The sequence below is a fragment of the Pseudomonas sp. B8(2017) genome (genome assembly GCF_002113575.1).
Taxonomy (GTDB): Bacteria; Pseudomonadota; Gammaproteobacteria; order Pseudomonadales; family Pseudomonadaceae; genus Aquipseudomonas; species Aquipseudomonas putida_Z.
Window position 1 is genome coordinate 256,240 of sequence record NZ_NEIO01000002.1, and the last position, 17,654, is coordinate 273,893.

A 17,654-nucleotide genomic window follows, 5' to 3' on the forward strand; every position below is an offset into this window, starting at 1 on the left:
AACAGCCACCATCCCTTAACACATTGGAAAATGAGAGCGTCACATGGAATACGACGAAGGCCGGGAGATCACTCGCCTGATCGCTGAAGAAATGCTTAACGTAGGACGTAGCTTCCCAAACATTTCATCAGAGAAAATCAATCTCCTCGCCGCGTTGCACCTGACAAAGGGGCTGATCCTGGAAGACAGGTACCGAAGCATTTTTGAGGATGCCAGGGTACATGTAACCGAGTTGATGAAGCTGAACGAATTCGATGATACAGACGTCAGGGCAGCGTTCAACGAAAAGCTGCTGCACATCCGAGCGGTGTCTAGTGGCACGATGGATCGGGAGGTCAGGGTAAAAACGGCGACACATCTCATCGATCTCTTCATCTTTGAGTTCTACAAGATTGCCCCGAGCCATCCAATGGTGGTCGCAGCCTTGGTCGGAAGTATTCATTCCACCTTGTACTCGCCTATTGTCGAGATTGCGCCGACGACGGCTGAGCTGTCTATTGGAAAGTCCTCTGAAATAGACAGCAGTTCGTTCCCGATGCTGTCCCCGACCTCTGCTGGTTTGAAGGCGCTGATTTCCTTAAAACTCATCATCAACCAGATCTACCCTGATTTTATTCATCGTCACGTTCCTGACAGGGTCGCCGACAGTCAGCCGAGCTACCTCGTTGACGCTGGCCCGCAATTCAAATTCATTGCCGTGACGGGACTCACGAACCTCGCCGCATTTGCCTTACAGTACCCTCAAGCTGCGCGATTCATGCTCGTACTGCCAGCCAGCAAAGCGAAGTACGCCGGGCTACGCAAAGAGCTTGCACCGGCGATCCCCAACGGTCTGCGCTTTGACGCTGCTATCTGTTTTAGCTCCAGCGAAGCGACAGCCGCCGCGCATGACCAAGTCCTGCTGATTTTTAGCCAGCATATTCACTTGATGCGCAAGCCAGCGCTGTACATCGACGTCTCAAACGCTAATAAATCCCTGGAGCGGCTGGATCTTGAAGAACGCGCGATCCTAGCCGGTCATATCTTTAACATCCATGAATCACGCAACATCGACGACCTGCCCAGGAGCATTCCTCCGAAGGTCGAAACTATCTTGAATGCGCAGTTTTCAGAAGGTTTCAAGGATGTAAAGGGGCTGTGTATCGAGGACAAAAGCGAGCATCAGGAAGCCTGGAAAATCTATTCGCCCAAAAACTTCATCCGAACCAATCAGCTTCAGGGAAGTGTTTTCAACCTCGCGGCCAACCCACAGGAGATTCTCAAGCTTCTGAGTGATCCGACTGAGCCTGCCTGCATCTATATCATTGGTAACAACGGTGCAGGGAAGACCCAGTTGCTGTGTGAACTCATCGACAGGGTCGGTGAGCTTGATCGCAGAACAGTTGGCATTTCGACAGGGGTACATGATCGTTTCCCGCTCGGACGCAGCCAACAATACAAACGTTTTGAGTATCGCGGTGCCCGCACCAGTGCAGATGCCATCTCACCCTCCAGGTTGACCAAAGCCGTAACCGCCTTGGCGGCCAGGGTCTTCGTCGATCAGCACATGCTTGAGGCCTTGAAAGAGTGCCAAACGTGCCTGGGCTTCGCCCCACGCTTCTACTTCATGCTTCGGCCAGAAATGGCACTGGACAATGCCCCTAATGAAATTCGCACCTTGAGGATGTCAGATCACGCTGCGGATAACCATGTTCCTGACGAGCTGGCCAAATACGAGTTCGGCGTCGTGCGCCCGGCAATTGACGATCAAAAGGAGCGGATTGTCTCCTACTCATCGCTGAGTTCTGGAGAGCAAAACATCAACCAGTTGCTGCTCAACATCATCACGTCAGCCGAACCAGGGACGGTCTTTCTGGTAGACGAGCCAGAAATCAGCTTGCATCTGAAATGGCAGCAGACACTTCCAAGGGTGTTCCACCTGCTCTCCCGCCGCTTCGGTTGCTCATTCGTCGTCGCAACCCATGCTCCGACCCTCATCACCAATGCGAACGACCAAGGCAGTCACAGCTTCATGCTCGACACGGGCAAATTGCCGAAGCTGAATGACAAGGAGCGGTACTCCGTTGAATCGATCATTCTCGAAGGCTTCGGTACCTACACCCCGCACAACCGCGCGGTGCATGAGGCCTGTGCTCGTATCGTTGCCAAAACGATTGAAACAAAAGGCAAGCTTCGAGCTGACCAGCCCTCACCTCTCAAAGAGCTGAATGACATGCTCAAGAAGATGCCGACTCAACCTGGAGCATACGTACCTCCGGGTCAGGAGGAAGACATCGACCTGATCAAGAAAGCCTACACCGCGATTGAGCTACTACTGCTCGACCAGGAAGCGGCAAGCAAACGTACCGACGAGGCTCAGGTGTAGCATGGCGGATTACTATGTGCTGAAAGATGCCGACATGAAGCCTGCCTACGACGAGTACAAGGCGCAGTGCCATGCCGAGGAGCGCTTCCATAAGGTCGTAATGTTCAACATCCACCGTTTCCACCTAATGGCTCTGCAGCGATTCAAGGCAAAACAGGCTGGCGAAGCGATCAAGAAGCGAAACCTCTGGAACGAATTTTCGAATCCTAAAAAGCCGGTGCCTGCAGCTACAGTGGCCGCAGCGCCTGGCGCGATCGCCGCCCCTGGCACGGTCGCTGCACCCGGCACGATCGCTGCACCTGGCTCACCTGGGGCTGAAGCTGCAGGTTCCCCTGCACCTGCTGAGACGCCCAAGCGCAAGCGAGGCCCAGCGAAGCCGACCGTCAGTGACATCAAGGGGGCTTTCAGGCAGTACATCGCTAAGCAGCAAGGTAACCGTTGCTGCTACTGCCGGCGGTGGTTATTCAACAGCGGTTACTCGAAGCCAATCGAGCACATCCTTCCACGCGAAAGCTACGAACAATATTCCTTCCACTTTTGGAACCTGTCGGTCGCCTGCGTTGACTGCAACAGTCTGAAGACTGACGACGACTGGGCTAGCCCCACCAAACAGGGCTTGGAGGCGTACCCTGCGCCCAATTCTTTCACGGAAATGTTCCACCCTCGCTTCCATCGCTTCGACGATCATGTTCGCTTCATTCGGGTGCAAACCAATGATCACAGCGTCACGCTATACCGAGGCATCACGCCGCAAGGGCAGAAGCTGTGTGAGGATCTGCTGAACAAAATCGCGGGTAAGGAAGTGATTGTGAACGCGAACGCCGACCTCAAAAGCTCGCTGGAAACCATTGAGCAGTTCGAGGTTGAGGAAGGCAGTGAACTGGAGAGCGCCTTGAAAAGCCTGCATGGTGCCCTATCGGGTCGCACGTTCGAGCTGGTGCAGAGCTAATGGGCCAGACGAAGCGAAACGGGTGGGAATTTTTCCACCCGTTTCGCTTCACCATGCCTTCCCGTGAGATCAACGATGATGACAATGTCTCCGGGTTTTACCGGACATATCAACCGTGGGTCAGCTTGCCGCTCTAGCATCCAACTCATTAATCACCCAGCCCTGTGCCTGCAGGGCCGCCCTTCGCTCAACTCTCGCCTCCCCCTCACCCAGCGCGCTGCTTCGAATCGCTAGACAAAGCAGATGCGTAGGCCGGGTCATGCCGACATACATGAGCATCCTGTTTTTCCGGTAAGTCACCTGATGTTCTTTCTTAACCAAGGGCTTTCCTTCAAGCCAAGGCAACATCATTTCCAGAAAGTGCTGTCCACTGAACGTTTCCAAGATCAGCGTCGCCGAATGCGTCTTCCCTTTGACGGAATGCATGGACGCCAACTGAACGTCGACAGGCTCGTGCCCCCCGGCCTCCCAGCGGTATGTGTTAATGGTTTTGCGGGGCACCTGCGACTCGACCTCGACCGTATCGCCTGGTTCTGCCCACGCCAGATAGGCTTCCACATCGGTAGTCATTGAAACCTCCTCCCCAGGATGGAGCTCCTGGATCAGCCGCTTGAGGAGCCCAACGTGGGTCTCAACCCACCGTTTCTCTCGTAGTGGATGCGGATAGAACAAGTAGAGGTAGATACCTCGCTGGTAGGCTTTCAGAAGCTTCGCGTTAGCTGCCAAGCTTCGCTCGATGTAGCGGTGTAGCCTTGTTCTGATCTGGACTGGCTTCCTCAACCCAGCACGCTCAGCGAGATGGAGCAGGCACCTCGCGATCATCTCAACGCTTTCGTGCGCGTGACCGCTGATCGCCAGGTGGGCTCTGGCCCTGCGAACACCCTCAATGAATGTCTTGGGCGCATACGTCGAGCCATTAGCGTCTGAGCGGTAGGCGCTCCAATAGTGCTCCAGGGCCTTCGGGAATTGGTTGTCTTTGTACTTCCTCAGTCGGTGAACAGCACCGAGCGCATGCACCCCATCCTTGCGCTGGGTGATGGGTACATGCCGTGACACAAGCTCTGCAAATGCGCCTAGCACACCGCTCGTATCGTCGTCTGGAAAGACAAAGAGGGTGTTCGGACAGTCTTCACCCGTTCTGGCCCGACCGACCAATCCGCCCGTAATGGGAGCGACTGCAAAGCTGTTCGCCAGCGTGGCAATGGCCTGGTTGAATCGAAAGCTTGTGGAGATCTCGATTGTCCCGCCATGCGGGAATGCCCCATCAGACTCTCCGTCACCCTCGAATATCTGCTGATTGGGATCACCCACCCTTATCACCACTGTATTCGCTGCATCGCGCGGAAATACGTGGTTCAAAAGGCGATTCTGCTTCAAGTCCGTGTCTTGCATTTCGTCGATGAGTACACAGGGGAACCGGGCTTGCAGTGATTGAGCAACATTCGGTTCTTGCTCAATCATGGCCTGGCCAAGCGTGAAAACCTCGTCATAGCAGAAGTAGCCTTCCGAAGCGGCAGCGCCCATGGCTCTGCATAACTTTCCATGAGTAGGTGCATCTGGCGAGCAAATGTAATGCTTACCTTGAAGAGGGGTAGAAAAATCTACCGAGGGCAGCCGAAGATCAGCGAGCGTCTTTTCTTTTTGATCGAGAAAGTACTCTACACCCCAACGATCTTTTCCCAGCGCCCTTCCCCTTGCTCGCCCGGTTGCCTCGTCATCCACCACCGTCAGCGGGTAGCCATTCGAGCGCAGCCAGGGCGACGCAAGAAACCGCATGACAAAACCGTGGATGGTGTCGATGAAATGTGGGTAGCGCAGCAGCCTCTGACCAATCTCTGTGGCGCCCAGCCGGCTCTCAATTTCCTCACGCGCTGCATTGGTGTGCGATAGCACGCAGATCCCCTGCGTTCGACTACGCCAGTGACGACCAAGAATGGCCAGCTTGGCAACCACGAGTGTGGTCTTACCGCTCCCCGGGCAGGCCGCTACATCGAGCGTATCGAGACGCTTGAGGAACTCCCTCCGAGGCTCATCCAGGTCGCGCAACGACATAAGCGCGCTCACCCACTCGATGTCTGCATCCGTGACTGGAGGCACAAGATCCTGGAGCCGCATTACGCCAACTCCCCTGCTTCAAGCGCCTCTAGCGGCGTCTCCGCGATGTTTGTGGCCGGCTGCTCCGGCGCCGAAGGCATGATCCGGCCTCTTGTGGCGTATTCGATCGCTTCAACCACGTAGGGCGGTAACGCTGCACGCAAGCTTGCCTGGTCGAGCTCACCTTCATCAAATGCCGACTGCAGCAGGTCGACCAGATGCTGTGCAGTAATCGACTTGGAGCCCGAATCAACCTGCCGGTAAACCTCGGTGGCACGCTCTTCATTGGTGAGATACTGAGACTTAAGTGCCGCCAGCGCCTTCGTCGCCCTCTCGAGGACTTTCTGTCGCGTCAGCTTTCTCTCGTTGATTTTTTCATCATGTAAGGCCAACGTGGCGGCACGGTGTACCCAATCCATAAGCCCTTCGACAGCCAGGTCATACTCGAGCGTCCAATGATCGGCCACGAAGGTCTTCACGTTTTGGCCATCGCCACGTGTCCGTTTCTGACGATGAGCCGCAAGCTTCGGTTCGCGCTCAATCTCGGTAGCGCCAAAGTCACTGAGCATCCGCCATTGACGACGCGCCGGTTTACCCTTGGCGTTGAGCTTGTGCGGATCCAGCCCCATGATAGCCGGCGCGCAATCCGGCATCACATCCATGTCGGTGATGCAGGCCGTTGGGATCTGGATTACGCCCTCTGTAGCATCAGCTCGCTGCATGATGTGTGCGTAACGGCGTAAGCCAACGCCACCTACATTGACGATTGACACACCATGCTCAGTCAAGTCACGCCCAAGCAGCCTGGCCAGTGCCGGCAGCAGGATCGCCTCTGCATCCCCTTCAACGATGAGTAGCCCTTTCGCAAAGAACAGGCTGGCCTTGGTGACATCCAGAAAACGACTCAGGAAGCGATAGTCGTCAGCGGACAGCCTGGTTCTCCCCTGTGCCATGGAGAAGGCACGCTGGCCATGAATGAGCACCAGATTCTCCAAGGCAATCTTGGAGCTCAGGTTGGGACTGTGTGTGGTAAGGATCACCTGCACGGGACGTGTATGCGCTGGTTCCGCTTGGGTTTGATCTGGCTGTTGTGTTTGATCTTGCTGCTGGGTTTGATCTTGCTGTTTGGTTTGATCTTGCTGTTGGGTTTGATTTTGCTGTTGGGGGCGAGGCTGCGATGCGCGCTCGAGGAACTCCATCAGTCTAAGTTGGCGCTGCGGGTGAAGATGCGCCTCTGGCTCCTCGATCAGCAGCAGCGGCAGCCCATCCGGTTCCTTGCCGAGCAGTAAGAGCTCGCATGCCATGAACAGCAGGTTATTCGAGCCCAGACCATAGCTACCCCTCGCATTCCCCGATCCCTTGTCCAGCAAACCCAACTCCAGGCGCTCAAGGATCTGCTTGAGCTTTGTGGTTTCACTGCCGGTATCGCCGAAGCCAAGATGGCTATGAAGCGGCTGTCCTGCTAAAGAGAGAGGCTCCAGATATCGTACGTTGATTGTCGCCTGGGCAACCTTGATGGCTTGATGTCCTCTGACCAGCTCGCGCATGTAATCACCCATGCCCGAAATGCTCAGGCCAGTGGCTTCAGCTGCCGACGCCGGTGGAGCAATATCGACATAGGGCTCACCGGCGTCTATACCCGGGAAGCTCGACAGGACTTGGGACAAGCGCGAGTTGCGACCCGGTGACATCTCCCGTTCGGCATCTCGCAATGGCTTCAGGTATGCGGTTGCCAGCAACTGGCGCGCGCCGATGTCCAAGGCAGGCCCTTCTCCCCGCTCACCACAGCGAACCTGGATGTCCACCCAGCGACGCGACGCTGTCGGCATCGCGAGTCGACGCGCCGACCAGTGCACATGGAGCAGCCCCTCCCCGCGTGAAAACGTGACGTATTCGGCGAAGGCTCCAAGTTCCAGTGTGGTCAGCCCTGCCAGCGTGCAAACCATAGTAATGTCGGTCGCAGGCTCGCCGTCACTCCCGACATGGAAGTCCTCGAGCTCTAGTCGCAGGAAGTCTGAATCCCGGGTTTGCAGGACATACCGGATGGCGTCGATCACCGCAGTCTTCCCAGCATCATTCTCGCCTACAAGCGCAGTGACGCCCTCGTTGAAGTGGAGGGTGAAACCCGGAGTCAGATCGCCAAACTGGCGGAAATTACGGATCGACAGTGCTGAAAGGTACATCCCCACTTCTCCCTAAGCCTGGCTTCTGTCGGCGCTATTGGCCACTTCTCGCTTCTTCTGGCCTCTTTTGGCCAGTGTTGGCTTGGTGGAGTCCTGGCCAAACGCAATGTTACTGGCTATATGCCACAGACTGGGGGCGAGACGCTATCTCTCGCGATAAACGTCTGTTCGACTGGAATGTGTGGAATCAAAGCGTGTGACCGCCAAACGCTGGTCTCGTAAGTCTACCCGCTGTTGCGCATTGGGATGTTGCTTGAAGCCAAGTGATTGATTAATCGATTGACACTATGCTCTAACTAGCTCCCATTCGGATACCATGAGATTTCGCGAGAGCCGCAGCGACCCTCAGGTGAATTTTATGTATGCTTGCCTGATAGAACGCTGCGCGAGAGCCAAACATACCTGGCCCCCATTGATAGAACTCAAAGAGAATGAAATCCGAGAATTCTCTTATTGAACGATATGCTTCACCGGCTGGCCAGGGCGAGTAGATATCCTGACGATTCAATAGCCAGTTTGAACCGCTATGTTTAACTGCTGGGATCAACCCAATAGCTGTACATGCTTTGTGAAGGACTTCAGCCCGCGCAGCCTTTGAGCCCCAATGTATCGAGTACTGGAAGACGTGTATCGTTGGCAGGGAAATGGTACACGAAAGCCAAGCCTCATGATTCACACCACCAACTCCAACGCCGACAACACCCAAAGGCAGTGTCACATTCCCTATATAGGAGTATTTTACCGGCATGACAGCCCCCAAACATTCTATACTCACGACCGAATAGATACCTCAGAAAACCCCTCGATGAATTGTTGCAACAGAGCAGGACTAGGAGTTGGCATCCACTCGCGCAGTCGTCTAGCTATAACGTCACTGTGCAGGCTATTGAACACATTACATGCTGCTCCCAAGCTGCGTGCATCATGAAATCCTGCTATAGCGCCTGCGCGCTCGATGAACGATTCAACATCAGTGCTTTCGCGGGGTGTAAATAGCTCAAATAGCCATCCGAGCATCAGCATGCCGGCCCATCTTTGAGCTATTCCTGCAACCAATGGCCCAGCGTTAAGAGTCTGTTGAAATAGGGTAGTAATACGATATGAGCTTCGAGGAGCTATAAAACGATTCACCAAGCCAAATCGTGGATACAAAAAAATTGACAGCAAAAGGCGTGGCAGGCCCGTATGCGGCTCACTGCATGACCACATTCCGTTTTGATCAGCTTGCTGCTGAGAAGCTTCCAAGGCTTGAAAAAATAGTTGAGTCTTATAAAGCGCAGTAAACTGTTCGTCAGCATCATGGCTACGAGACGCAGCAACGCATTGAGAAGGATCCTCGGAATATGCCTTGAGGATGCGCATGGCCATACTCGGACTTGAAGCAACAATACCACTTGCATCGAGCAGGGAACACTTGTGAATTTGACATACGACCACACCAACAGAGCACCACTCTTTCCTGTATGAAGGGAGTGAAAAATTCGCAATGTGCTCCTTCATGCAGCTGTAGCAAAAGCTGCGTCTGAAGTATCGAGGTATAACCCATTGACTATTCGGCTGGAAGATCTTTGCCTGCTCCTCCCTTGGAATATCCAGCATTTCGCACGCCGCTCGTGAGAATTTGGCATCGTGCGTAAAGTCAGGGTCAAAGTCTTCTGACTGTACGCACGCATGCCAAAGCTCCGCAAGCCTGCTCCTATCGAGCAATGTATGCTGGGAACATAGGCTTTGCCTGTAAACCCAGCAAGAGAAAGCCTCACCATCAAAAATGGGGACATCAGGAGCATTCATTGAAGGGATGACTCCCGTTGACTGCGATAGCCTGGATGGAAGAGCTCCAGCATCGTCCACGCCAAATTGCCGTTTCGTCGATGATAAATGTCATGCAGCAACAGCTTGTCAGCTGCTCGTCCCAGTCCTGACTTCTGATCAATCAATGCTTCAAAAAAGGCTGTAAACTCTGTCCGATCCGCGAATGCCCCTAACTCAACAGGCGAGTAGGCACGCTCGTGAGCTCGACACAGTCCGACCATCTCAGCCTGATAGTCAGGACTGCTGACGATGACAAAACTACTATCAGGAAGCGCCTTCAGCAGCCATCCCAGTTGCTTCAATGACTTTTCTTTGGCAAGCGCCGTGAGGGCAAATTTTTCGAAGTCGTGGATGAATATGGTCGGATCTCCTTTCATGGCGCAAAGCTCAGTAACCAATGCAGGAACACCCGACTGTGGCTGAAACTCAAAATCAACGTGTATCTCTTCATAGAACTGACCCAGCAAATCCAGTCCCGCAAGGTCTACGTGATCCCCAACAAAGACTGTAGAGCCGGTAATTTGGCTCAGAACGGCATTGGTGCAGGTGGTCAGACCATTGCCAGGATCAGACATCAAATGGCATACCACGCTACCGTCCTTCAGCGCAGAAACTACACTTTTCACAGCAACGGCTTGGAAAGGCGCCAATGTCATTCTGAAACCTCCTTATCCTTGGGATGGTGCAGTTTGTAACCATAGAGCCTGGTCATCGGTTCAAGATTCTGGAACTGACTCGGCGTAATCTGCTCCGTCCCATGCTTGATTGCATCCATAGCAGTGGACTTGATAATTTTGACGATATTGTCAAGGATCCCGTGTGAGTTCACATGAATAAGCGTTCGCAGCTTAGGGCTTGCAAGGTTAGAGGGCAATTTGAGTGGAAGGTAGGTCTCGTATGTAGCAATGAAATCCACAAAATCCTGATCAAGTTTCCAAGGCTTCAGATGCCACGGCACGAATCGCCGATCAATTATTCGATCCAGTGAGATGATTTCACTCGCAACTGAGTTCCCGAACGCAATAACACAGAGCTTACCATCACCCTCTGCGAGTCCACGAAGCAGCGACAATATAGATTTTTTATGGGAATACGCTTCGAGCATGCAATCAGACAACTCATCAACAACGATCGCGCCGATTCCAAGGGCCTTTATCTTCTGTATGATGAGCTTAACACGATTGACCGCAGTGCCACGCTTGCCAATCGGAACATCGAAGACATCGCACAATGCATCGTGTAATTTAAAACGGTTAACGTTTTCGGTAAGTGTAATAAACACGAACCTTTTACCTTCAAGCTCACCGAGAGCCTTAAGCCGGTTGAATAAGGCCGTTTTACCGTCGCCTCCATCCCCATGGATGAAAATGCTAGCGGACTGGATCTGGTTATCGGTATAGAGCATGTTCCTCAAGCTTTCGAAAAGAGGCGCGTAGCGAGGCGTATCAATCCATATATCATGTCGACATATCTTAATTCGCTCCTTCGCAGGCAGATCAGCGTTATTTCTAAGATCGTGCTTGATATGTTCGTAAGCCATCATAGCTCTCCAAGTTAGTCTTTATGCTTATCAACTATAATTACAGGAAGAAAATCAGGCTGATCTGAATGCTCTCTTATGATGCGCGGCACAAAAACATCGTGAGCGTTTTCGTCCTGGGTTAAGATTGTCGGGATAAAGTCTTGCGTGTCTTCGATAAGCCAGTCCTCAACGGGTTCATTGGTTACTGCTTCGGTTGCAGTGATTAGAGTGCTCTGTGGAGCCGGCAGACCTTTAGGCGGTAGATTGGCCATGAAAGCAGTTTTAATGTCAACGGCCTCTTGAACGATCACTGTCTGATTGGCAAGAGCAGCGTGCGCGAACTCATCGTCGACAGTACCAGGGGGCAGGTCTTTGAGCAGTGCTTTACGCTTCGAAAGTTGTTTATGGTTCGAGTAGGAATCCCAAGTGTTAGCTAGCCCCACCCGATTATAACTACAAGGAACTTTCAGAAATTTGCCTGGGAGCTTGACCCAGACGTAGCTCAGATCGTGCCGAAGGTACTTGATATCAAAACGCTGACCCACGTAGGGGGCAAGCTCGTAACATGCGTATCTACGGCCAGCAAAATTTATTCCGTAGGGATGCACCTTGTGATCGAAGCTTGTCGGTGAGAAATCAATCAAAAACCTCATTTGATCGTTTGATGCAATGACACGATCATGATCATAAAGACCTTGATTAACGTAATGATTCCAAGCTTCACGCGGAGTGCATTTTAGCGACGAGTGGATTTTGCCATGATAAACAGTTACTTGATTTAGGAACCATACAGCGAACTGCTCATAATCCATCGTTGCATTATATTCGCTATTGAAGTCCTCTCGCTGAACGACGTTACTCCCGGTTGCGCCGGGAAGGAAGTGGACTTCTGTCGTCATAAACGTGCCAATCAAGCGTTCTATAATGCCTCCATACCATTTTTTCCCTATAGGGCGGTGTTCCCAATCCATACCCCACGCCTTGCACTGCTCAATGAACTTTTCACTTGTAAACTCAGCGGCATTGTCGGTAAATATAACAAATGGAATACCAAAGAATGGATACTCATTCGGATTAGTCAAGAAGCGGAATAGATGAAAATCTTTGTTCATCACTGCAAAAGCAAGGGCGGCAGCGACGGTATCAAGGTTAGGGGGATCTAGACTAAGAAAAAAACCTAAGATCACTCTCGACTTATCGCAGATTAACATCGTTACCCATGGCCTACCGATGATAATATTTCTGTTCTGCTCATCGACCAACAAGATGTCGACCATCGTGTGATCCATCGATACTCTGTGCAAAAGCCCATCGATCACAAACTTGTGAGGCTTGAATCCATATTTATGATCCGTCTTTTCTTTCCCGTACCGCTTGAAATAAACCTCTCTTTCCGGCTTGGACATTAAGAATTGCCTGGCCCTATAGCGCGTGACATTTTCACCCTCTCCCTTGAAGTACTCCCGCGCCCACTGGTGGAGCTTACTGAGGGATGCCTTGGGGCCTTCAAATTTCTTCTCGTAGGCTTCTTCAAGAGCAGCGATTTGTGCGTCACTGGCCCAGCAACTTCCTACAACCCTACCTTTCTTGTTTCGCTGAATACTTTCTTTTTTTCTGTGCTTGCGCAGCAAGTTATAAAATTGAGAGTGGCCGAGGCCAAGAACTTCCATGCCTCGCTTGACGGTCATCCCGTTAAACCGCTCAATGACCTGGTCAAAAACGGATGCACGCTCTTTAGCCACTTCTTGCTCGCGCGCGTCATAAGTTATTTCCTGGTAGGGAATGTACTCACCTCCAGGAGGTACTCCTGACTCTTTCCAGTCTCTGGGTACTCTTACCTTTGCTTTTTCTTCCGATTCACTAGGGCCTGCAGGCAAGTTGAGTTCATCATCCATCTTATCCGGTACCTGTCCGATGATCTGGATAGGTGAGAATAGTGGAGCGGTAGATGCGCGCAAATTTCGGCTAGGCAGCTTCCAAGCGGTGGCAAGGCCAGGAGGAAGTTGAGTATTAGATATATTGAAATTTCTTCAGAAATTACAAAAAAACTCCAACTAAAAAAAGACCATAGAGATCATCAAGTTAAAATTCACGAAATTCACGCACATTCAATATATATTTAACTCGAAGACTTAAGTCTTGAGCATAAAGGTCGCCTTTTTCATTCCTAAACCGTCTAACCTCCGAACGTAAATATTCGGTCGTTGGAGCAGATCTTGGACGGGAATGGCATTTCCCATACCTGTCGTATTGCGACATACGCATAAAAGTGCGCTTGTGGATCTGCCGTTGGGGCCGGTGTGTTTCTCGGCTTGGTACGACGGTTGGTTCCTGGTAGCTACCTGCGGTAGGCGGAACGAGGGAAGAGTTGTGACGGATCTGGTATTGGTACTGCGTTCTTGTTGTTCATTGTTGAACGCACCGTGCTGGGCGAGTAGAAGGCGCACACCTTGTCATTACGGTTACGTCCTAGGTTTCAGGGCTTGCGAGCTACCAAGCGCTAACAATCTTCAACGGCTTATCTGGTGTTGGCGCCATACACATCACCACTTTTCTCCTGGTTTACGGGTTTTCGAGTGCTCCCGGATACCCGATGAAAGACGTCTGGGGTCGTAGGGCTTTATCGCCATTGCGCCCATTGGGCTATCCAACCAATCCATGAAGCACCTGCACACCTGGAACCACACTGCGGGCTTAGGAGTACATCGAACCCGTGCGACATAAGACCGGAAGACAGACTCTTATGCGGGATAAGCCCGGAAAAAAGACTTCGTTTTTCCGCCGATATAGCGACAGGATGGGTTAACATATTGTTTTTAATAGGGATTGTGGGCGTCCGATTTTATTTCAACGTTTACAAAATGCAAAAAACTAAAGATTCAAAACCGGACTCCCTGCATGTTTTGAAATTTTTAGTACTCGCCCGCGAGCTGTGTAGATTTTCGGGTGTGCGTTCGCTGGTCAAAGTCACCCTGACCTCGTAACGACATCGTGCTGAAAACTGTGTATTCTGAACTTGCTTGCTCCGAGACTTGTTGGCGATGAGCCTCCCCTTGGAGACGTTCGATAGCCCGCCTACCAAGGCGGGCTTTGTTTTTGAATCGCTGTTCAAGCCTAGGGTTTGGAGCTCAGACGGTAGGATTTCGATGGTTCAATGCATCAGGCCGCTTGAGACGTACGACGACTGATTATGGCCTTTGACTCGCTCGCCCCAAAAGCATTTCGGCACTCCTCGGGACCCTTCTGACCGGTCAGCGTCTGCCTCCATTTGATCAAGGGCTACGCATCATCCCGACTATGGACGCGGGAATGGCACACTTGCGAATGCTGAAATTCGGCACTTTCCATATGGGACTCGTACGGCCAGCCGCAAAATTCGTCAAAAAGCGCAGATATCAGGCCCAGCGCCGAGCATGCCCAACGCCACTTCAAGCTGATGATACGCTGGCGGCCGAAAGCTCAAAGCCAGCTGGAAATGGCGTTTTCGCACGGTGGCGAGCAAAGGAAAGGGATACTGATCAGTAAAGCGTTGGGCCTAGTTGTGGCGCCACACTTGGGAGGCCTGTCCAGCGAAGCTATGTTCGCCCAGCTCGACTTATTTTACCGAGAAGTCCAAGCACCCGGAGCATTGGTCGCGTACATCTATTTCGCCGACACCGATCCTGTTGCCTCCCTTGTCGAGAAGACTTTGCGACATGCGCTACAGCACCAAGATGCCAAGTTCGTAAGCTATGCCGCTTATGCGATCCGCGAATGGCGCACGCGAGTCGACAGCCCCATCACCCACCGGCTAGTGAGCTTGCTTGTCATGCTTTTTGGCCCGCAGCGCCTGAGCGCACTGCCGGAGATCATCGAGTCATTGCGTACATTGCTTGAGCGCGGTCGGCTCTCGGCAGAGGAAGCCGGGTCATTGATCGACACACTGCCGGTGGTGTTTGATTGCACCCGCTATGACGCGACCGGCGACCTTGGGCATGAGGCAGCTACTATTTCGATTGTCAGGACCAAGTGTGTGCAACTGGCCCGCAGCCTCAGCGTAAACCGTGCCGAACCTTGCGGGGAGCTCGCTCGCGTCATGGCCGAAGCCAAGGGGATCCGTTGCCTGAAGTCCGGTTCGCCTAGGCAAGAGCGCACACCTAATAGTCTGGGCGATGCTGCCGACAGCGCAGTACGCTCTTGATCCGTTAGGCGGACTTGGTCTTGTGTTTGCGCAGCGCTCGCGCTTCGCTCGGTGCCTTTCTGATTTCGGCCAGCTGTTGGGCCAGCGCGTCTGCGCGGTGACCTTCTAAACCTCATTCGAAACATCATTCAGGACCGCGAACGCTCACCGCTGCGCACCCCATCATGATCAGCGAAAATGCCAGTACCATCGGAGCAATACCGAAGGTATGAACAAGTGCTCCCAGTGCCAGCGGAAAAACGGTCTGCAGACAGTTATTAACGGTCATGGACAATCCCACCGATTCATTGACCCGCTCTGCCGGCGCTGCGTCATAAATCATTGCCAAGGAAACAGGCACGCCCACACCCAGTGGCATCCCTAGCAGTAGGCTCAGAACGCTCAGGGTGACGACTTGATGGGCGAACGGTATCACGGCATAAATGACAGCACCGATGATCATTGCCACCACCAGCGTCGGTCGTGGCCTGGCATACCGCGTCAAGACGGGTGTGAAAAACCTGGAGATGAATGCCCCGCCGGCAAAAGCGCCGAGTAACCAACCCGCCTCGATGGGCGAGATGCCATTGGCAACGGCATGCAGTGATATCACGAACGGGAAAATGGTCTGCGCAGCGAAGAAGAGGCTGCTCACCAGTATCCAGACCATCAATCCAGGCACACGTAACAGCGGATAGATGCCTTGGCGGGCCAACCTCACCAAAGGCCCACGACGCTCGTGCTTGAAATGATGCAGACGAAGACCGATTGCGAGAATGGACAGTACAGAGAACCCTCCCAGCAACGTGATTGCAGCGTTTGAACCATGATGCTGGTACATCGCCCCCGCCAACACTGGAGCCACCAGTTGGAATAGCGAATAACTAAGGATCAGGTACCCCAGATAGCGAGGGCGTTGTGCTTCTGTCGCGATTGAGCCGACAGCACGAGTGGCGGCCATATGGGTAAATACTGCACCCGCCCCCACGAGACCTGCGACGATCACGAGCGCGTACCGACTCGGAAATACCCAGAACGTCGTCGTTGCGCCAACGATGAGCAGCGCGGCGCTCATGATCGGCATCAAGGTCCCCGCGCGGTCCAGCCAGCGCCCGAATGACACGCTGAACACCATGGGGGCAGCTGTGAATGCTGCGGCAATGACGCCCACCAGCGTAGCGCTTGCCCCCAGCGAGAGCGCGATCAAGGGTACTACCAGGCGCGCCGAGCCCAGGGCAGAAATATTCAGCCCTGCGATCGCCAAGGTACCCATGAAATTTATCCTGTCACGGATGCTCATCCGGTCTGGTCGATACTGCTGGATCTGCCCCATAAGACCTTGCTCCACTCCAATCCCGTCGAACCAGGCAGCAACATACGCGCTGGTACGGGGGCGGCATCTCGCCTCGACCCAACCCCGTCAGGTATGACCAAACATCATGTGATGCTTAGAAATTGTTGTTGGATGGTTAGCGATTGCAGCGAGCTATCCAATTGGCAATGTATGAAGTGCCGCTTCTCAAGCAATGAATCGACCTTAACCTCTCGTAAGACCGCGCCGTTCTCCGCGAAGCGCGCAGCGTAGAACGTAAGGACCCGTTCATTTCGAAACGAGAGGTTTGAAAAAATAGCCGCCTTCTTCAGTTGAGCAAATCTGACCGAACGAAGGTGTGCTGAAATGAATCCCCGCAAGTAATGTCGACGTATCAGCGCAAGCCGAGAGCAGCGCCTCCCTTGTCATCGTGGACTGACGCTGGTCATGATCACTCACGGTTGCCCAATGCGGCCTTGCGACTTGGCACGGGTGGTGAAACGCATCGCCCGCAATGATGATGTCGCCACAGCCGCTATCGATCATGACGGCGATATGCGAGTGCGTATGCCCAGGGGTCGCCAGGATGGAGATGCCGTCACCAAGCTCACACGGTGCCTCGATGAGATTCACTAGCCCAGCCTCGACCACCGGGTGGATGGACTCGCCAAACGAGACAGAATGCATGTCTTGCGGGCACTGCTGAGCAGCCTCTAGCCAATACTCATATTCACCGCGGGCAAAATGGTACTTGGCATTGGGGAAGGTAGGCAGCCACCTGCCCTCGTGTAGATAGGTGTTCCAACCTACATGGTCGATATGCAGGTGGGTACACAGGACATCGGTAACTTGGCCACGATCGATACCGGCGCGCTCCAGCGCTTCGAGAAAACCGGTCTCCATATGCTCCCACTCGGCGAACTCCGTGACGGTCTTGTCATTGCCGATGCAAGTGTCCACGACTAGCGTGCGCCCATTCAACCTGACGATGAAACATTGAGATAGTGCATTCAATGAAAAGTCAGCATTACGGTAGGGAGGCTTCAACCATTCGATTGCACGAATATTGTCAGGCGTCGTATCAGGCAGGAGCCAAGCCAGTTGCGGGCCTATTTCCAACTCGATGACCTGGAAGATTTCAGCGGCACCTATCTGCGTACGTACTACCTCTAATGCCATGACACATCCCCTTAAATGGGCCATTTCCAATGTTCAATGTTAGCCCCATGCAATGGCACTTCACGCGCACGCCTGACGC

The 17,654-nt window shown here is 53.1% G+C and carries 11 protein-coding genes; 3 read left to right on the forward strand and 8 right to left on the reverse strand.

From position 1 onward, the window contains the following. The first annotated feature begins 43 nt into the window (after nt 1-43). The gene (locus CAG22_RS04600) at nt 44-2,365 is read left to right on the forward strand and encodes an AAA family ATPase (protein WP_085704673.1); all 2,322 of its coding nucleotides are present in this window, start codon (nt 44-46) and stop codon (nt 2,363-2,365) included. A gap of 1 nt (nt 2,366) precedes the next feature. After that, entirely contained in the window at nt 2,367-3,314 is a 948-nt protein-coding gene (locus CAG22_RS04605; RefSeq protein WP_085704675.1) for an HNH endonuclease, read from the forward strand. Between the two features lie 120 nt (nt 3,315-3,434). Here CAG22_RS04605 and CAG22_RS04610 read toward each other — a convergent pair whose 3' ends face one another. The 6 genes from CAG22_RS04610 to CAG22_RS04630 form a co-directional block, all read right to left on the reverse strand. Then, entirely contained in the window at nt 3,435-5,366 is a 1,932-nt protein-coding gene (locus tag CAG22_RS04610; protein WP_256582407.1) for a UvrD-helicase domain-containing protein, read from the reverse strand. A 62-nt stretch (nt 5,367-5,428) separates the two neighbouring features. Beyond that, nucleotides 5,429-7,591, reverse strand: a complete 2,163-nt coding sequence (locus CAG22_RS04615; RefSeq protein WP_085704679.1) for an ATP-dependent endonuclease — start codon at nt 7,589-7,591, stop codon at nt 5,429-5,431. A gap of 771 nt (nt 7,592-8,362) precedes the next feature. After that, a complete protein-coding gene (locus CAG22_RS27175) occupies nt 8,363-8,953 on the reverse strand; it encodes a hypothetical protein (RefSeq protein ID WP_139833405.1) in 591 nt (196 codons plus the stop codon). A gap of 425 nt (nt 8,954-9,378) precedes the next feature. Further along, nucleotides 9,379-10,059: a hypothetical protein gene (locus CAG22_RS04620; RefSeq protein WP_085704681.1), complete on the reverse strand. Its 681-nt coding sequence runs from the start codon at nt 10,057-10,059 to the stop codon at nt 9,379-9,381. Then, on the reverse strand, nt 10,056-10,943 hold the full coding sequence (locus CAG22_RS04625) for an ATP-binding protein (protein ID WP_060511532.1): 888 nt from the start codon (nt 10,941-10,943) through the stop codon (nt 10,056-10,058). The genes CAG22_RS04620 and CAG22_RS04625 overlap by 4 nt, the downstream gene beginning before the upstream one ends. A gap of 14 nt (nt 10,944-10,957) precedes the next feature. Next, nucleotides 10,958-12,820, reverse strand: coding sequence for a Mu transposase C-terminal domain-containing protein (locus tag CAG22_RS04630; protein WP_085704683.1), 1,863 nt, complete (start codon nt 12,818-12,820; stop codon nt 10,958-10,960). Between the two features lie 1,580 nt (nt 12,821-14,400). Between CAG22_RS04630 and CAG22_RS04635 the strand changes: the two genes are divergently transcribed. After that, nucleotides 14,401-15,105, forward strand: a complete 705-nt coding sequence (locus CAG22_RS04635) for a hypothetical protein (RefSeq protein WP_085704685.1) — start codon at nt 14,401-14,403, stop codon at nt 15,103-15,105. A gap of 124 nt (nt 15,106-15,229) precedes the next feature. Here the strand turns inward: CAG22_RS04635 and CAG22_RS04640 are convergent, their stop codons facing one another. Together CAG22_RS04640 and CAG22_RS04645 are read right to left on the reverse strand one after the other, a co-directional pair. After that, complete coding sequence (locus tag CAG22_RS04640; protein ID WP_085704687.1) at nt 15,230-16,417, reverse strand: MFS transporter; 1,188 nt, start codon at nt 16,415-16,417, stop codon at nt 15,230-15,232. A gap of 267 nt (nt 16,418-16,684) precedes the next feature. Next, complete coding sequence (locus CAG22_RS04645; protein ID WP_170929269.1) at nt 16,685-17,575, reverse strand: MBL fold metallo-hydrolase; 891 nt, start codon at nt 17,573-17,575, stop codon at nt 16,685-16,687. Nucleotides 17,576-17,654: the final 79 nt, after the last annotated feature.